Source organism: Nitratireductor luteus (assembly GCF_026162365.1).
In the GTDB taxonomy this organism is placed as follows: domain Bacteria; phylum Pseudomonadota; class Alphaproteobacteria; order Rhizobiales; family Rhizobiaceae; genus Chelativorans; species Chelativorans luteus.
Genome location: NZ_JAOANW010000008.1, coordinates 267,205 through 284,887 on the forward strand (window position 1 = coordinate 267,205; position 17,683 = coordinate 284,887).

The following is a 17,683-nucleotide window of genomic DNA, read 5'->3' on the forward strand; positions in this document are numbered from 1 at the left end:
TTCATTTTGCGGCCATCCCGCACAGCCGGAGGTGGCGGGAATCACTGATAGGAGACCAGTAAAGCCTCACTTTCATGGCCGAAATCCGGCTTTACGCCAAGTAGCGGCGCCGCGCGGCGAATGATATTGCCGGCGAGCGGCGCGTTGGTCACGCCGGAGGTGGCCGACATACCAGGTTTTTCCGGCTTCGGCTCATCCAGAACCACGAACACGATATACTCGGGATCGTTTGCGGGGAAGCTGGCAATGAACGTGTTGAAGCGGGTACTGTTCGAGTAGCGACCGTTGACCACTTTCTCGGCAGTGCCGGTCTTGGTGCCGACATAATAGCCCGGCACTTCCGCGCGGCGCCCCGAGCCCTTCTCGGTGTTGAGACGCAACAGGTAACGGACTTGCGCGCTCGTCTTCTGGGAGATCACCCGCTCTCCAATAGCATTCGCCTCTTCCTCGGTGCGCGGAAGGAAGGTGGGTGGAATGAGTTTTCCGCCGTTCAGCATCGCCGCCACTGCCGCGGCGGTCTGCAAGGGCGTCGTGGCGACCCCGTGGCCGAAGGAAATGGTGACGGAATTGATCTTCTTCCACGTGGAAGGTTCAGTCGGGTGGGCCACCTCGGGCAACTCGGTGGACATGCGATCGAGAAGGCCGATCCGCTTCAGGAACTCCCTGTGCCCCTCAATCCCCACCACGTCGGCCATCTTGGCCGTTCCAATATTGGAGGAGTAGATGAGGATTTCCGGCACGCTCAGAACACGCTTCTTGCCGTAGAAATCCCTGATCGTGAACCCGCCCAATTGCAGCGGGCGCGTTGCATCGAACTTGTCGTTGATATCCACAAGGCCGGAATCGAGCGCCATCGACGTCGTGAAGAGCTTGAAGGTCGACCCCATCTCAAAGACGCCGGCCGACATGCGGTTGAGCCGGTCTTTCTCCAACGCGTTATAGGGATTGTTCGGATCATAGTCCGGCAGTGACGCCATGGCCACGACCTCGCCAGTGCGTGCGTTGAGGACCACGCCGCCTGCGGCGATCGCGTCGAAGCGCTCCATCGCCTGGGTGAGTTCGTCGTGCAGAATATATTGCACCCTGAGATCCAGCGACAGCCGAACGGGCTCAAGCGTTCCAGGTGCCGCGAGCCCCAACGCCTGGAGATCGGCAAGCCCTTGATTATCGATGTATTTCTCGATGCCGGCGATGCCCTTGTTGTCGACGTCAACCAAACCGAGCACGTGGGAAACCGTCGACCCGCCGGGATAAAAGCGGCGCTTTTCCGTGCGGAAGCCGAGGCCAGGCACGCCGAGCGCCAGTATTTCGCTCTGTTGGCGCGGCGACAGCTGACGCCGCAGCCACACGAAACCGGCCTCGCTGCTCAGCCGGCGATAGGTCTGCTCGTAGTCGAGGTCAGGCAATACGGTGAGCAGTTTTTCGATCGCCTCGTCAACATCGACAATGCGGCGCGGCTCGGCAAAGAGCGAGGCCGTCTTGATGTCCGTCGCCAGCACCTCTCCGTTGCGATCGACAAGGTCGGGGCGTGAGGCGGTCGGCCGGCTTTCCGGCAGGTTGACGACTTCGTCCTCGGCAAGTCCCAACTGCACGAGACGCCCGCCGATTGCCGCGTAGATGCCGAACAGCACGGCCATGGCCATGAACACCCGGCTCTGCCCCCGACCGCCGACGGCCTTTCGCGAGCCTTCCACCACGATCCCGCTGTTTCCAGCCCCGACGGCGGCTGCTCGCCGCGTCTTCCATAGGCCCGGCAATCTCATTGCGCCACTCCCCCAGTGATCGTTTCGTCCCGGAGCAGTTCCCCGATCTCGTCTCCCACCGGCGCATCGACCGGCCTGAACGGGATTTCGCGCAGCGCATCGAATTCCGCGACCTGCTTGGGTTCAAGCGGCTTCAGCGCCAATTCCGACTCATAGATGTCGGCCAGCTTCTGCAAGCGGCGCGGCTGCGTCAGTAGGCTCCAGTCAGCCTTCAGCAGATCGATAGCGTCTTTTTCGAGCTGAATGCGGGTCTCCAGCGCACCGACCTGATCTCGCAGGGCTTCAGATTCGTGCTTCGTCATGTACGTAAAGCCGGCCGCCGATATCATCGCCGCGATCAGGATAATGTCTGTGGTGCGAAACACGTCTTCCTACCTCTCCTACCTCGCCTTGCCGCCGGGTTGTCCGGCCACGCCGTCAGCCCCGGTCAAATTAAGTGCGGGAACCCCGAATATTCCGAAATCCGCTTCCCCCGCCGGCGCATCCAGCCGCACCGCGGAGCGCAGCGCCGCCGACCGTGCTCTCGGGTTGCCTGCGATCTCCGCCTCGCTCGGCGAAACGGGCTTGGCCGGCTTGCCGAAACGAGCTGCAGGGCCCGTCACTTCCGGCAGGTGGCGCGATCCGGCGGCACTGCCCGAGCGGGCCGCGAAAAAGCGTTTCACGATCCGGTCCTCCAGCGAATGGAAGGTGACCACCGCCAGAACACCGCCCGGACGCAGGATACGCTCGGCCGCGAAAAGGCCGCCGGCAAGTTCTCCAAGCTCGTCGTTCACGAAGATCCGCAACGCTTGGAACACACGGGTCGCCGGATGAATCTTGTCGGTCGGCTTGCGGCCGATCGTCCGCTCGACCAGCCGGGCCAGATCACCCGTGGTCTCGAAAGGCCGCTCAGCACGTCTTTTCTCGATGGCGCGGGCGATGCGGCCGGCATGCCGCTCTTCACCCAGCAGCCCGAAAATACGCGTGAGATCGCCCACCTTCAGGCGGTTGACCACATCGGCAGCGCTCGGCCCATCCTGTCCCATGCGCATGTCGAGCGGGCCATCCTGCCGGAAGGAGAAGCCACGCTCGGCCTGATCGAGCTGCATCGACGAAACGCCGATGTCCAGCACCACGCCATCGACGGTCTCGCCGGCAATGGCGTCCAGTTCCGAAAAACGCCCCCGCTCCAGCACCAGCCGCCCGGCGGATTCGCGGACCAGGTCCTGCCCGCCGGCGATCGCATCCGGGTCGCGGTCGATGGCCAGCACATCGGCGCCAGCCGCTAGCAAGGCCCGCGTATAGCCGCCCGCGCCGAAGGTGCCATCGACGATGCGCTTGCCGGGCGCCGGGTCGAGCACCGCCAGCACCACATCGAGAAGGACGGGAATGTGGCGGGCCGGTCCGCCACCGGACGTGCTTTCGCCGCCGGGGCCCGCCATCATTCCGCGCTTCCGGCAGCAGCCCCGGAGGCCCGTTGCCGCAATTTCAGAAGCCGTTCGCGCACCTGCGCGCCATGCGCCTTGAGACGCTCCGGCTCCCACATCTGAAAGAAAAGTCCGCGGCCGACAAAGGCCACTTCCGCCGTAATGCCCGTATGCTCGCGGATGAAGTCGCTTACCGTAATGCGACCGTCCTGGTCGAGCTTCATGAACGCTCCATCGCCATGCACGAAGAAGGACATGTCGTCCGCCGTCTGCAGGAACGGATCCTCGTTCGCCATGCGGCTTTCGTAGCGCTCCAGCAGATCGGTGCCGCCTACATCCATCGCAGGTACATCCAGCGCGCGCAGCCCGTAGAGATCGCCGAACCCGCGCTTCTGCACGACCGACCGGAAGTGCCCGGGCACCGAGACCCGCCCCTTCGCATCGATCCTGTTGATCGCACTGGATAAGAACCGATCCATCGCTCGATGTGGCCACGATTGGCGCCCGCCTCTTCCTGGTTGGCTCTACCGGCATGCGGCTCAGCTCCATGTCGGCTTCCCGACCCCTCGAAAATAGACGCAATACGCCCTGGCACCCCGCCCGGAGGGACCGGCTGCGCGACCCGCAAACTCCCTGCTGAAACTATAACCTGATTGATTTGATGGGATAACATGGGGCACCATGGGCGTCAACGGGAATGATGGACACAACCGTGTGCGAAACCCGCGTTCCGAGTGCCGCTACACCAGGTTTATCGGTCATTAAGGCTAATGAAGCGTTGACGCACCCGATGGATTCCGGGCGCGCGGGTAGCGCCGGCGTCGGATATCCCGACGCCGGCCTGAATGCTGCTCATACCTGGAAAATTGCCAGCCGATCTGTAAGCCGGGTTCTGTATGGCTGCAGCGGCAAGCGCTGCAACGTGGCGACCATTCCTCTGGGACCGGTGTCGCCACCGGCCTCGAGCGACCTACCCGAACGGCCGGGCCGAAAACCGCCCTCGAAGGTTGCCCTTCGCACCGTTCCTATTCGGTCTTGCTCCCGGTGGGGTTTACCGTGCCGCCCCTGTTACCAGGCGCGCGGTGGGCTCTTACCCCACCCTTTCACCCTTACCCCGCCGGTATTTCGGTCCGCCCCATCACATCAGGGATTGTGGTTTTCCTCGACGTCGGTTCGACCGAAATACAGGCGGGGCGGTTTGCTTTCTGTGGCACTTTCCCTGGGGTTGCCCCCGCCGGGTGTTACCCGGCACCGTGTTTTCGTGGAGCCCGGACTTTCCTCAAGCGCCGCCTTTCGGCATTGGCGCCTGCGGCCGCCCGACCGGCTGGCGTTCCGTATAAAGGGATTTTGCGCGCAAAACGCAAACCCTTTCGCGCTTATCCTCGTGTAAGAATGCGCTTGACCTTGGCGCAGTAGGCCGAGGAGATGCGGTTCATGCGCTTGGCGCCATGGCCGGCATTGTACCGCAGGATGGCCCCGCAGGTGCTGCCGCCGCCGAGCTGATAGGCCTTCGCCAGGTATTTCATGCCGTACCGGATATTGGTCTCCGGATCGTAGAGACCCTTGGCGGATCCGCTATACCCCATACCGCGAGCAGTGGAAGGCTTGATCTGCATCAGGCCGATTTCGCCGGCCCGGCCGCGCGCCGATGCCCGGTAATTGCTTTCAACACTGATGACGGCGTGAGCGAGTGACACCGGCACACCATATTGCGATGCATAACGGGAAACAATCGAGTGATATGGACGTGAGCCGGACTTGGCAGACGACTTCTCCTTGGAAGACGATTTCGCCTTGGAGGGCGCACGCACGGAAGAAGTGGTCATACGATCGACATTGACGGCTTTGGCTTTCGTTTCAGCCGAAGCCTTGGCAGTCTGAACCCCCTGTCGGTCCGACCCGGCGCGCAACACCTTTTTCAGAAGATCGCCGAATGTTTTCTCGGAACCATCGGTCTCCGTCTTCGTTTCGGCTGCTGTATCAACGCCGACCGGCTCGGCGTCCTTTGCATATGCATGAGATGCAATGGTCAACGTTCCGGCGGCCAGCGTCGCCGCCAATAGTATCTTGATGTTCATTTTTACCTGTCTTCGTTTCGCCGGCGCGAGAGCGCGGCGTGATTGCTGTGTGCGATGCGGAATAAGGGCTCCCGCCTTCGGCCCGGGCCGCGTCTCACAGGACAAAGCGTGGAAAGAACGGCCACAGCATTCAAAAATCGTAACCCAATGAAATACTTGGCCGGGAAAGCTCAGGAAATCGTGTTGTCATTCGGCAGCAGGGCCAAGAGCCGCAACAGGGTATCGCGGGTCGACCAGTCGGCGATTCCATCGACTCGATCCGGCCGGAAATGACGCTGGAATGCAGCCACGACGGCTTCTGTCTGGGCATCGTAAAAGCCGGTTATTTCAATGCCGTAGCCGTAATAGGTCAGCATGGATTGAAGCTTTTCGACGCTCTCGCCCTTCACGCCGACATCAAGCACGACCCCGTCGGCCAGCGACGCGGGACGCACATAGAGTCCCACGCCGTTGTCGGCCAGTTCACGCCACGGGAATTTCTCGCCCGGATCGATCTTGCGACCAGGTGCCACATCGGAATGACCAAGCACTCGTTGAGGCCGGATGCCCCGGCGGCGGCCAATATCCCGACATAATTCGATCACCGCCTCGATCTGCCGCACGGGAAAATCCGGATAGCCGAAAGCATGGCCGGGATTGGCGATCTCAATGCCTATGGAGCACGAATTCACGTCGCTGGCCCCGTTCCAGGAGCCCTTGCCTGCATGCCAGGCACGAGCCTCCTCGCGCACCATCTGCACCACACGCCCATCCTCATGGACGAGATAGTGGGAGGAGACTTCGCTGGCCGGATCGCACAACCAGCGCTCGGCCGCCTCGCCGCTTTCCATGCCGGTATAATGGAGAACGATGGTATCGGGGATCATGCCGGCGCGCCGTTCCCCGAAATTCGGCGAGACGCGCACATCTGCCGCCGGGTAGTCGGCCATGAAGCCGCTCATAACGCCCGCCGGCTCATCTCGATCTGCTCATAGGCCGCATTGAGGGCAGCCATGCGGCTGTTGGCAATGGTGATGAACTCTTCGGGAACACCTCTTGCGATCAGCCGATCCGGGTGACTATCCGCCACCAGCCTGCGGTACTGACGCTTGATATCGCTGAAAGGCGTGTCGGGAGCGACCCCAAGAAGAATATAAGGATCGGCCTCGCCGCCGACGACGTGCCGCGCCTTGATGCGGGCGAAGTGCGCCTCGCTGATGGCGAATATCCCGGCTACACGCTGAAGGAAGGTCAGTTCGCGCTCATGGACGACGCCGTCGGCCTTGGCGATGTGGAACAGCCCATCGATAATATCCTCCAGCATGGCGCAATTGGGTTTGCCGGACCCGCAAAGGCCAGCCATCTGACGCGCATAGGCTTCGAAGCCGGCGACATCCCGCTGCGCCAGGTCATAGAGGCGGGCGACGTTGCGCATCTCTTCGCTGGGCACCGCGAATATCTCATGAAAGGCATGCACTTCGTCGGCCGTCACAACGCCGTCGGCCTTGGCCATTTTCGCCGAAAGCGCAATCAGCGCAATCGAGAACGCAACCTTGCGCCGCAGCACCGGATCGCCTTCGAAGGCCGAACGAACGGCCTCGACAATCGCACTGAGCACGCTGCCGGAAGCGCGGGCGACGAAGTCGGAGATTCGCACAAATATTGTCATCGTGCGGATTTCTTAAAGCGATTTGGTCGAGATTTCGAGGCCGCTTTTTCACTTCACCCGCGGCGCCGGGAAATTTACTTCTCCACGGCGATTAGAAGGGCGTCGGGAGAGGCGGCTTGGCGCGGCCTCTCCCGGTATCAAAAAAACAGTGCTTCCGGCGCCTACTGGGCGGGTTGCGTGCTGCCTTCCTCGTCAGGCGTGACACCTTGTGTCGTGGTGTCGTCCGTCGGCTCTTCCAGGGGGGCCTGTTCTTGTACATCCGGATCGACACCCTGAGTGGTCGTATCGTCGGTATCGCTGCAGGCCGCCAAGCCGGCGAACGCTACAGCGGATACAAGACCGGTCAAAATCCTTTTCATTTCTGCCTCCGTTGAATACACCGCCCCACTGGGCAGCCGAGGCGGAAATGCGCTCCTCCTTGCTTGGGTTTCCTCACATTGAATGAAGAGTGGTTACATCTGTTGGCCGGCAAGAGGGCTATAGCGACGTCGCGCTGCGGGCGGCCTGGTCATATTGGCCGGAGATCGTCCGCATCATCGCGGCGATACCGGACAGCGCCTCCTCGTCGAGGTTGAGCCGCTTCATGGAGGCAACCAGCAAGCTCTCACGCACCTGATGATAGCGGTGGCAGGCCTCAAGCCCCTTCTGCGTGGCTTTCACGGTCTTTTCCTTGCCGCGCTTGGACGAAGCGACCAGTCCCAGCGCATCGAGTTTCTTGATAGCGTAGGTGACCACATGCGTGTCCTCGATATTGAAGAGCATGCACAGTTCCGAAAGCGTCTTTTCACGGTTGCGGTGGGCGACGGCATGAAGCAGATGGACGGCGATCGGCTGCAGCCCCGGCACACCGGCCGCCGCCATGCAGCGCACCATCCAGCGCTCGAAGGAGTGGTGCATCAGTGTCATCGCGAACTCGATCTCCGAAAGCGCCGGCATCGCGCCGGCCGCCAGATGCGATGCGGTGACCACCGGGCCGATGCCATGATTTGTCTTTTGCGCCCTGTCGCTCATCTTCACCTCGCCAGCATCGTTTGCGGCAGCCACAGTGCCAGTTGCGGAAATGCCACGATCAGCCCCACCGCCACGATCATCAGACAGAAGAACGGCAGCGTCATCTGCGCGACCCTGAGGATGTTGTGGCCGGTCAGTCCCTGCAGAACAAAGAGGTTGAATCCCACGGGAGGCGTAATCTGGCTCATCTCCACCACGAGCACGAGGTAGATGCCGAACCATATGATGTCGAGCCCCGCCGCCTCGATCATCGGCAGGATCACGGAGGTGGTCAAAACGACGATTGAAATACCGTCGAGAAAACAGCCGAGAACGGCGAAAAACAACGTCAGCGCCGCCAGCAGCGCAAAGGGCGAAAGCCCAAGGCTGCCGATATAGGCCGCCAGTTCGCGCGGAATGCCCGTATAGCCCATGGCCACCGTCAGCACCGCCGCCCCTGCGAGTATCAGCACGATCATGCAGGACGTGCGGGTCGCCTGTCTCAGAGCGTCGACGAAGCTTGCCCGGTTGAGCGTGCCGGTAAAGCCCGACAGCGTGAGAGAGAGCATCACGCCCACCACCGCCGCCTCGGTCGGCGAAGCGAACCCGCCATAGATGGATCCGATGACACCGGCGATCAGGGCGATGATCGGAAAAAGCCGCCGTGTCTGCCACAGACGCTGAAGGTAGGGCACCCGCGCGTCCGGCTCCGGCATGCGATGGCGGTTGATCAGCGACCAGATCACCGTATAGCCCATGAAGAGCGTCGCCAGCATCGCTCCCGGCACCACGCCAGCGATGAACAGCCGGGCGATCGACTGCTCGGTGGCCGCGCCATACACGATGAGGATGATGGACGGAGGGATCAGCAGCCCCAGCGTACCGGAGCCAGCCAGCGTGCCGATCGCCATCTTCTCGTCATAGCCGCGTCGCCTCAGTTCCGGCAGTGACATGCGCCCGATGGTGGCCGTCGTGGCCGCCGAGGAGCCGGAAACGGCGGCGAATATGGCACAGCCGAGGATATTCACATGCAGAAGCCTGCCGGGCATCCGCCGCATCCAAGGCGCAAGGCCGGCGAACATGTCCTCGGCCAACCGCGTGCGGAACAGGATTTCGCCCATCCAGATGAACATCGGCAGTGCCGCCAGATCCCAGGAATTGACCGCACCCCATACCGTTGTCGCCATGACCGCGCCGGGCGGCGCGGAGACCATGAGGAAGATCGTCGCCAATCCCACCGCGGTAAGGGCCAGCGCCACCCACAGCCCCGCCGCCAGCAACAGGAGAACGAAAACGCTGAGCAGAAGGGAAGTTGTCGCCAGATCCATCAGACCACCTCCGTCTCGTCGCCACGATCGGAAGCCAGATAGGACGGCGTTCCGCCGGTGACCGCCGCGGCGAAGTCGTCGACCAGTGAAAGCGTGAAAATAGCCGCGCCCACCGCCATCGCGCCCTGCGGTATCCATAGCGGAATGGCAATGATGCCGTAGGAGAGTTCATTGTAGCGAACGCTGTCGAGCGCCAGAAGCGCAACATACCAGGCGAACAGGCCGGCAATCGCTGTCGCCACCGCCAGCACCGCCACTTCCACAACGTGGCGCAAGCCCGTAGGCAGCGGAGCGATCGCCAGCGTCACCCTGATATGGGTGCCCGCCCGAAACGAGCCAGCGAGCGCCAGGAACGAAGCGGCCACCAGCAGGAAACCCGCGATTTCCGCCAGCGAGGGAACCAGGAATCCGTACGGCCTGTTGCCTGCCATTACCAGCAGCGTATCGAACACACGGCCCGCCACCTGGGCGAATACGAGGATAGCGGTGGCCGCAAGCGCCGTCATGGCAAGCCATTCGGACGCGGCATAAAGGCCGTTCAGGAAAGATCGCATGTCGAACCACCTTGTTGAAGCCGGCAAAGCCGCGATGAGGCGGCGCCGACGCCGCCCGATTGAACCCGGCCGATTGCCGGCCGGGTCCCGAACAAGGGTGGGGCTAGTTCCTGTAGGCCTCAAGAATGGCCTGACCTTCCGCGCCGGCCTTTTCCGCCCACTCCTCGGACATGGTCTCGCCGATCTCGGCAAGCCCTGCCTTGAGCTCGTCGCTGGGGCGCGCAACGATGATGCCGTTCTCCTTCAGGATCTGCGTCTTTTCCTCGGTTTCCTGCTTGGAGGCGTCCCAGCCGCGCGTTTCCGCCTCTGCCGCGGCCTTCATCACTGCATCCTGCTGCTCGGGCGCCAAGGCATCGAAGGCCTGCTGATTGACGAAAACCATGTTGCGCGGCAGCCATGCCTGTGTGTCGTAATAATGGGTCAGGAAGTCCCAAACCTGGGTATTGGCGCCGGTCGAAGGCGAGGTGATCATCGCCTCGACCCGGCCGGTGGCGAAAGCCGTCGGCAGATCCGGCACCTCAACCTGTGTCGGCAGCGCGCCGGCAAGCTGCGCCAGCCTTTCGGTCGAAGCGTTATAGGCGCGCATCTTCAGGCCCTTGAGGTCGTCGATAGAATCGACCTCCTTGTGCGTATAGAGCCCCTGCGGCGGCCACGGCACCGAAAACAGCAGCTTCAGCCCCTGCTCTTCCAGCTTCGTCGACAACGCGTCCTTTGAGGCATCATAGAGCTTCTTCGCGTCCTCATAGCTGGTCGCGAGGAACGGCACGGAATCGATCTCGTAGATGGGATCCTCGTTGGAAAGGCGCGAAACGAGCACCTCGCCTATCGGCGCCAGGCCCTGGCGCACTGCGTTCTTGATGTCGGGATGCTTGAAAAGCGAGCCGTTGGCGTGGACCGTGATCGCCAGCGCGCCTCCCGTCGCTTCCTTCACGTCCTCGGCGAATTCGGTGATGTTCACCGTGTGGAAGTTCGTGTCGCCATAAGGAACCGGCATGTCCCATTTCGTCTGGGAATGCGCGGATGTCGCAAAGCCGATGGCGGTGGCGAGCAGCGCGGTCTTCGCTAGATATTTCATATTAGTCTCCCATCTTTCGTTCGGCGACGGTCGTTCCCTGTTCTCGTCGCGATGGCCAAGAGTTGCACACACGGACAAAATGTCAACAAATTATTGACGTTTTATCCAAGACATGATTTTCCTTTGATCACGATAATTCATCGGGAGCAGGTTCATGAGTACGGGCAGATGGGATTTCTGGATTGATCGCGGCGGCACGTTCACGGACGTGATCGGGCGCGATCCGCAGAATGTCCTGCATGCCCGAAAGCTCCTCTCCGACAATCCCGAAGCCTATCGCGATGCCGGCATTCAGGGAATACGCGATCTGCTCGGCCTGAACGCTGGCGATCCCGTGCCTTCCGAGCGCATCGGCGAGGTAAAAATGGGCACGACGGTGGCCACCAACGCTCTTCTGGAACGCAAGGGCGACCGCGTCCTGCTGCTCATCACCAAGGGTTTTCGCGATGCGCTGAAGATTGCCTATCAGGCCCGGCCCGACATCTTCGCCAAGGAGATCATCCTCCCCGAACAGCTCTATGAGCGCGTCATCGAGGTGCCGGAGCGCGTACGCGTCGACGGGACGGTGGACGCCGAACTCGATCTCGACGCCGTCCGGGATGACGTCGAGGCGGCGAAGGAGGAGGGCGTCGACGCCGTTGCGATCGTCTTCATGCACTCCTGGAAACATCCCGGACACGAGGTAGAAGCTGCCGAGCTTTGCCGGAAGATCGGCTTCACCCAAGTGTCGGCCAGCCACGCGACTTCGCCCCTGATCAAGCTCGTCGGCCGCGGCGACACGGCGGTGGTGGATGCCTATCTATCGCCCATCCTCGCCCGTTATGTGCAGCGGGTGTCGGACGAACTGGGCATGAAGAAGACGGATCAAGACACCGACCACGCCGTTCAGCCCCGCCTCAAATTCATGATGTCGTCCGGCGGCCTGACCGCCGCCGACATGTTCCAGGGCAAGGACGCCATTCTTTCCGGCCCCGCCGGCGGCGTCGTCGGCATGGTCGAGACGGCGCGGCTTGCCGGTTTTGAGAAGGTGATCGGCTTCGACATGGGCGGCACGTCCACCGACGTCGCCCATTATGAAAGCGAATATGAGCGCGCGTTCGATACGGAGGTGGCCGGCGTGCGCATCCGCGCGCCCATGATGCGTATCCACACCGTGGCCGCCGGCGGCGGCTCCATCCTGCACTACGAGGACGGCCGGCTGAAGGTGGGTCCGGATTCGGCGGGCGCCAACCCCGGCCCCGCCTGCTACCGCCGCGGCGGGCCGTTGGCCGTGACCGACGCCAATGTCATGCTCGGCAAGCTCCAGCCCGACTTCTTCCCGGCCATCTTCGGCCCGGATCAGAACCAGTCGCTGGATGTCGAGGTCGTTCGCGCCCGCTTTGCCAAACTTGCCGCAAAGGTCGGCGACGGCCGCAGCGCGGAAGACGTGGCGGAGGGCTTCGTCACCATCGCCGTGGAGAACATGGCCAACGCCATCAAGAAGATCTCCGTGCAGCGCGGCTATGACGTCACCCGCTACCTGCTCAATTGCTTCGGCGGCGCCGGCGGCCAGCATGCTTGTCTGGTAGCCGATGCGCTCGGTATGGAATCCGTCCTCATACACCCGCTTTCCGGCCTCCTGTCGGCCTATGGCATCGGCCTTGCCACCGTGTCCGCCTCGCGTCAGAAAGCGCTGATCAAGCCGCTGGCCGAGGAAGCTGTCACGGCCATCGAAGCCCAGATTGCCGAACTCCGCGCAGAAGTCATGAAGGAGCTCTCCGAGCAGGGCATCGAGGAAAAGGCGACCGAATGGCGCGTGCGTCTCGAAGTGCGTTATGACGGCACCGACACCACGCTCTCCGTGCCTTTCGACGACAAATCCGTGGCCGCCACGAAGAAGGCTTTCGAGGCCGCGCACAAGGCGCAGTTCGGCTTCGTCTACGATGACAAGCCCATGGTGGTGGAGGCCGTCGGCGTCGAGGGCGTGGACGCCCGCGACGCCGGGCCGGAAGAGCCCGAGCTTGCGGTCAACGACAACGAGCCCGAACCGCGCGAGACCCGCCGGATGTTCTGCGATGGCAAATGGCGCGAGGCCGGCAGCTTCCGCCGCGAGGATCTGGCGCCCGGTGACCGCGTGCGCGGTCCGGCCCTGGTTATCGAGGACAATCAGACGATCGTGGTCGAGCCCGGCTGGCAGGCCGAGATCACCGCCCGCGACCACATTCTTCTGCGGCGCATCGAGAAGAAGCCGCGCCAGGCCGCACTCGGCACGGAGGCCGATCCGGTCATGCTGGAGGTATTCAACAACCTCTTCATGTCGATCGCCGAGCAGATGGGCGTGACGCTCCAGAACACCGCCTATTCGGTCAACATCAAGGAGCGGCTCGACTTCTCCTGCGCCGTCTTCGACCGCAACGGCGCACTTGTCGCCAACGCCCCGCACATGCCGGTGCATCTGGGCTCCATGGATCGCTCGGTGGAGACGATCATCCGCCTCAACGAGGGCGACATCCACCCCGGCGACGTCTTCGCGCTGAACGCGCCCTATAATGGCGGCACGCACCTGCCGGACATAACGGTCGTGACCCCCGTATTCGACGCGGAAGGCAAGCATATCCTGTTCTACACCGCCTCGCGCGGCCACCACGCCGATGTCGGCGGCACCGCCCCCGGCTCCATGACGCCGCTCGCCACCAATGTGGATGAGGAAGGTGTGCTGTTCGACAATTTCCGCCTCGTCGAGCGCGGCCGCTTCCGCGAGAAGGAACTGCACGAACTCCTGACCGATCACCCCTACCCGGCCCGCAACCCTCACCAGAACATCGCAGACCTCAAGGCTCAGATCGCGGCCAACGAGAAAGGCGTGGCCGAACTCAGGAAGATGGTCGAGAATTTCGGTCTCGACGTGGTCGAGGCCTATATGGGCCACGTGCAGGACAATGCCGCCGAGAGCGTGCGCCGCGTGCTCCAGCGCCTGCCCGATCATTCCGAATACGAGTATCCGACCGACACGGGCCAAATCATCAAGGTCAAGATCACGGTCGACCGGAAAAAGGGAGAGGCCACGGTCGATTTCACCGGCACCTCTCCCGTCATGAAGAACAATTTCAATGCGCCCGAACCGGTCGCCCGCGCCGCCGTGCTTTACGCCTTCCGCGTCATGGTCGAGGGCTCGATTCCCATGAACGCGGGCTGCCTGCGGCCCATCAACATCATCATCCCGGAAGACTGCATGCTGCGCCCCTCCTACCCGGCTGCGGTCGTCGCCGGCAATGTGGAGACCTCCCAGCACGTGACCAACGCGCTGTTCGGCGCCATGAAGGCGCTCGCCAACAGCCAGGGCACGATGAACAACCTCACCTTCGGCAACGCAACCTATCAGTATTACGAAACGCTGTGCTCCGGCTCGCCTGCCGGCCGCATGAACGATGGCCGCGGTTTCCACGGTACCTCCGGCGTGCATGTCCACATGACCAACTCGCGCCTCACCGACCCGGAAATCCTGGAACTGCGTTTCCCGGTGCTGCTGGAGGACTTCCATATCAGGCAAGGCTCCGGCGGCAAGGGCAAGTGGAACGCCGGCGACGGCACCAGGCGCACCCTGCGCTTCCTGGAGACCATGGAGTGCGCGATCCTGTCTTCCCACCGCACGGTGCCGCCGCGCGGCGTGGAAGGCGGCGGCGACGGGCAGCTCGGTAAGACGCAGGTGCGCCGCAAGGACGGCACGGTCGAAACGCTGAAAGGTTGCGACCAGACCGTCGTCGAAGCGGGCGAAGCCGTCATCGTCACGACGCCGACGGCGGGAGGATTTGAGCGGCTGTGATCGGACGCGAGAAGTCCGTCATCAGCTCTGAAATGCAGAGCTGATGACAGGCGGGGCGTTCGGTCCCGTCACCTTCTCCACATCGCCGTCACAGACCGTCACATCGCCTTCAACCGCCTGTCATGGATTTCCGCTAGCCTCTTGGAAAGCGTCCACGGGGAAATCTCCCATGACTGACCTTTCCGCCGATATCGGCCTTTCCTCCCGCCGCCGCATCGGCAGCGCCGTATATCAGAACGGCGTCCTCACGAAAGCCGGCCTGTCTGAACGGTTGTTCGCGCTGCTCTTTTCCGGCCTGGTCTATCCTCAGATATGGGAAGACCCGGATGTCGACATGGAGGCTATGGCGCTTGGCGAAGGCCACCGCGTCGTCACCATCGCCTCGGGCGGTTGCAACATGCTGGCCTATCTCACGCGAACGCCGGCAAGGATCGACGTGGTCGACCTCAACGCCGCCCATGTCGCGCTCAGCAGGCTCAAGCTCGCGGCCTTCCGCACGCTCCCCTCGCCCGCCGATCTGCTGCGCTTCTTCGGCGAGCCCGGCAACCGCTCCAATACGGAAGCCTACGACCGCTTCATCGCGCCGGCGCTCGACGCCCGGTCCCGCCGCTACTGGGAAAGGCGCGATCTTCTCGGCCGCCGGCGGATCGAGGCCTTCGGCCGCAATTTCTATCATTCCGGCCTGCTTGGCTTCTTCATCGCGGCGGGCCACCGCGTCGCCAGGCTGCACGGCGTCGATCCCGCCGGCATCATGGAGGCCGGCAGCCTGCGCGAGCAGCGCCGCTTCTTCGAGGACCGGCTGAAACCGCTTTTCGACAAGCCCTTCGTTCGCTGGGCGACATCCCGCAAGGCCTCGCTCTTCGGGCTCGGCATACCGCCCGCGCAATATGACGCACTCATCACCTCGGGCAACGGCACCATGGCCGAAGTCCTGTGCGCCCGGCTGGAAAAGCTCGCTTGCCACTTCCCCCTGAAGAACAATTACTTCGCCTGGCAGGCCTTCGCCCGGCGCTATCCCCACGAGGGAGAGGCGATTCTGCCCGCCTATCTGCGGCGCGAGAACTTCCCCACCATTCGCGCCAATGCCGGCCGTGCGGTCGTGCACCACGCAAATCTCATCGAACTCCTGGCCACCAAGCCAGCCGGCAGCGTCGACCGCTTCGTGCTGCTCGACGCGCAGGACTGGATGAGCGACGCTCAGCTCAACGCACTCTGGTCGGAAATCACCCGCGCCGCAGCAGCTGGTGCCCGCGTGATCTTCCGCACCGCCGCCCAGCCCACGCTCCTGCCCGGCCGCGTTTCCCAAGGGCTGCTCGACCAATGGGACTACGATTTCGTGCGCTCCCGGGAATTCTCGGCCCGCGACCGCTCCGCGATCTATGGCGGCTTCCATCTTTACGTGAAGAAGAGCGCATGAGCTTCACAGCCGAAACGGATTCCCATGCGCGCCTGATGGACGGCGTCTACCGCCATCAACGCCACATCTATGACATCACGCGGAAATTCTACCTCCTAGGCCGCGACCGCCTGATCGCCGACCTTGCCTTGCGGAGCGGGGACACGGTGCTGGAACTGGGCTGCGGCACCGGCCGCAATCTCTCGCTCGCCGCCGCACGTTACCCGGGAGCCCGCTTCTTCGGCATCGACATATCGGGCGAAATGCTCGCGACGGCGCGCAAGCGGATGCAGCGCGAACACATCGATGGCATCGTCACCCTGGCCGAGGGGGACGCGGCCGGTTTCGACACCCAAGCCCTGTTCGGCGGCCCCCGTTTCGACCGCGTGTTCCTGTCCTACGCCGTCTCGATGATCCCGCCATGGCGCGAGGCAATTTGTGCAGGGCTCGACGCCGTCGCACCGGGCGGTATGCTCCACATCGTCGATTTCGGACGGCAGGAGCATCTTCCATCCGCGTTCCGCTGGCTCCTGCGGCGCTGGCTTGCCGCATTCCATGTCGAGCCGCGCGACACGCTGCGCGAATTTCTTGAATCGGAATGCGAGCGCCGCGGCGCAAGCCTCCGTTTCGAATCGCTTTTCGGCGGCTACGCCATCATGGCAAGAATCGCGGTTCCGTGACACTGGAAACGCCGCACCGCGTTTTCTAAATGTTCATCAACTATGCCTAGCCTCGTGCCGCCAACAAAGGCTAGGGGCAGCGCATGGTGGAAGCCGGTCTTGCAATCAATCTCGGCCTGCCGGCCGCGCTCTGCATCATCATGCTGGGCCTGGGCCTTTCGTTGCAGCTAGACGATTTCGTCCGCATCCTGGCCAAACCCCGGCCTGTGATCGTCGGACTTGCCTGCCAGGCCGTCATCCTCCCGCTGATCTGCCTTGCCATGGTCACGGTCTCCGACCTGCCGCCGGCGGTCGCGGTCGGCATGATGCTGCTGGCGGCAAGCCCGGGCGGCACGTCCAGTTCTCTGTTCACCCATCTTGCCGGCGGAGACGTCGCCCTCACCATCACTCTGGCGGCGATCAATTCGGTTCTTGCGATGGCGACCGTGCCGATCATCGCAAACGGATCGCTGCTCCTGTTCTACGGGCGCACTGAAGCGGTAACGCTGGACCTCTTCCAGGTCCTGCAGTTCTTTCTGATCGCCATCGTCCCGGCCATGATCGGCGTGTTCATCCGCAGCCGCCATCCCGGCCTCGCCCGGCGCCTCGAGCGGCCCGTCCGACTGCTGGCTACCTTGTTCCTGCTCGCGGTGGTGGCTTTCGCCCTTGTTAGCCACTGGGACGTCGTTCTGGAGTGGGGCCCCATCGTCGGCGGCACCGCGCTTGCCTTCAACCTCGTCAGCCTCGCAGTCGGCTATTACGTGCCGCTCCTATTCGGGATCGAACAGCGCCAGGCGATTGCGATCGCCATGGCGATCGCAATCCATAATGCCGCGTTGGTGATCACCCTGGCGATCAGCGAGACGATGCTGAACAATTCCGAAATGGCCATTCCGCCCGCCCTGTACGGGCTGGTCGCCTACGGGACAGGAGCGCTCGCCATCTGGCTTTACAATGCGCGGCTGCGCCCGGCGGAGTAACTGG

General features: G+C 63.0%; 16 protein-coding genes and 1 other RNA gene. 4 read left to right on the forward strand and 13 right to left on the reverse strand.

What is annotated here, in order from left to right:
* Positions 1 to 41: 41 nt before the first annotated feature.
* From N1058_RS13700 to N1058_RS13760, 13 genes are all read right to left on the reverse strand, one after another.
* Complete coding sequence (locus N1058_RS13700; protein WP_265518127.1) at positions 42 to 1,763, reverse strand: peptidoglycan D,D-transpeptidase FtsI family protein; 1,722 nt, start codon at positions 1,761 to 1,763, stop codon at positions 42 to 44.
* The gene (ftsL, locus tag N1058_RS13705; RefSeq protein WP_265518128.1) at positions 1,760 to 2,128 is read right to left on the reverse strand and encodes a cell division protein FtsL; all 369 of its coding nucleotides are present in this window, start codon (positions 2,126 to 2,128) and stop codon (positions 1,760 to 1,762) included. Before ftsL ends, N1058_RS13700 begins: the two co-directional genes overlap by 4 nt.
* A gap of 15 nt (positions 2,129 to 2,143) precedes the next feature.
* Positions 2,144 to 3,187 (reverse strand): 16S rRNA (cytosine(1402)-N(4))-methyltransferase RsmH, encoded by a 1,044-nt coding sequence (gene rsmH, locus N1058_RS13710; RefSeq protein WP_265518129.1) that lies wholly within the window; start codon positions 3,185 to 3,187, stop codon positions 2,144 to 2,146.
* A complete protein-coding gene (gene mraZ, locus N1058_RS13715; protein ID WP_265518130.1) occupies positions 3,184 to 3,648 on the reverse strand; it encodes a division/cell wall cluster transcriptional repressor MraZ in 465 nt (154 codons plus the stop codon). The genes rsmH and mraZ overlap by 4 nt, the downstream gene beginning before the upstream one ends.
* A gap of 386 nt (positions 3,649 to 4,034) precedes the next feature.
* Positions 4,035 to 4,497: RNase P RNA component class A (rnpB, locus tag N1058_RS13720), an RNA gene on the reverse strand.
* Positions 4,498 to 4,545: 48 nt separating this feature from the next.
* A complete protein-coding gene (locus N1058_RS13725; RefSeq protein ID WP_265518131.1) occupies positions 4,546 to 5,247 on the reverse strand; it encodes a lytic transglycosylase domain-containing protein in 702 nt (233 codons plus the stop codon).
* 170 nt (positions 5,248 to 5,417) lie between these two features.
* Positions 5,418 to 6,188 (reverse strand): N-acetylmuramoyl-L-alanine amidase, encoded by a 771-nt coding sequence (locus tag N1058_RS13730; RefSeq protein ID WP_265518132.1) that lies wholly within the window; start codon positions 6,186 to 6,188, stop codon positions 5,418 to 5,420.
* Positions 6,185 to 6,895, reverse strand: a complete 711-nt coding sequence (locus N1058_RS13735; protein WP_265518133.1) for a J domain-containing protein — start codon at positions 6,893 to 6,895, stop codon at positions 6,185 to 6,187. The genes N1058_RS13730 and N1058_RS13735 overlap by 4 nt, the downstream gene beginning before the upstream one ends.
* 161 nt (positions 6,896 to 7,056) lie before the next feature.
* Positions 7,057 to 7,254, reverse strand: coding sequence for a hypothetical protein (locus N1058_RS13740; protein ID WP_265518134.1), 198 nt, complete (start codon positions 7,252 to 7,254; stop codon positions 7,057 to 7,059).
* Between the two features lie 118 nt (positions 7,255 to 7,372).
* Complete coding sequence (locus tag N1058_RS13745) at positions 7,373 to 7,906, reverse strand: winged helix DNA-binding protein (RefSeq protein WP_265518135.1); 534 nt, start codon at positions 7,904 to 7,906, stop codon at positions 7,373 to 7,375.
* Positions 7,907 to 7,908: 2 nt separating this feature from the next.
* Entirely contained in the window at positions 7,909 to 9,213 is a 1,305-nt protein-coding gene (locus N1058_RS13750) for a TRAP transporter large permease (protein WP_265518136.1), read from the reverse strand.
* A complete protein-coding gene (locus N1058_RS13755) occupies positions 9,213 to 9,767 on the reverse strand; it encodes a TRAP transporter small permease (protein ID WP_265518137.1) in 555 nt (184 codons plus the stop codon). The genes N1058_RS13750 and N1058_RS13755 overlap by 1 nt, the downstream gene beginning before the upstream one ends.
* 103 nt (positions 9,768 to 9,870) lie before the next feature.
* Complete coding sequence (locus N1058_RS13760) at positions 9,871 to 10,842, reverse strand: TRAP transporter substrate-binding protein (protein WP_265518138.1); 972 nt, start codon at positions 10,840 to 10,842, stop codon at positions 9,871 to 9,873.
* A gap of 154 nt (positions 10,843 to 10,996) precedes the next feature.
* On the opposite strand from N1058_RS13760, the gene N1058_RS13765 reads away from it, so the two are divergent.
* The 4 genes from N1058_RS13765 to N1058_RS13780 all read left to right on the forward strand — a co-directional run bounded on the left by N1058_RS13765 (position 10,997) and on the right by N1058_RS13780 (position 17,679).
* Positions 10,997 to 14,644 carry a hydantoinase B/oxoprolinase family protein gene (locus N1058_RS13765; RefSeq protein WP_265518139.1) on the forward strand — a complete coding sequence of 1,216 codons (3,648 nt, stop codon included), beginning with the start codon at positions 10,997 to 10,999 and terminating at the stop codon, positions 14,642 to 14,644.
* Between the two features lie 169 nt (positions 14,645 to 14,813).
* Complete coding sequence (locus N1058_RS13770) at positions 14,814 to 16,061, forward strand: BtaA family protein (protein ID WP_265518140.1); 1,248 nt, start codon at positions 14,814 to 14,816, stop codon at positions 16,059 to 16,061.
* Positions 16,058 to 16,720 carry a class I SAM-dependent methyltransferase gene (locus N1058_RS13775; protein ID WP_265518141.1) on the forward strand — a complete coding sequence of 221 codons (663 nt, stop codon included), beginning with the start codon at positions 16,058 to 16,060 and terminating at the stop codon, positions 16,718 to 16,720. The genes N1058_RS13770 and N1058_RS13775 overlap by 4 nt, the downstream gene beginning before the upstream one ends.
* An 83-nt stretch (positions 16,721 to 16,803) precedes the next feature.
* Positions 16,804 to 17,679 (forward strand): bile acid:sodium symporter family protein, encoded by an 876-nt coding sequence (locus N1058_RS13780; protein ID WP_265518142.1) that lies wholly within the window; start codon positions 16,804 to 16,806, stop codon positions 17,677 to 17,679.
* Positions 17,680 to 17,683 lie beyond the last annotated feature (4 nt).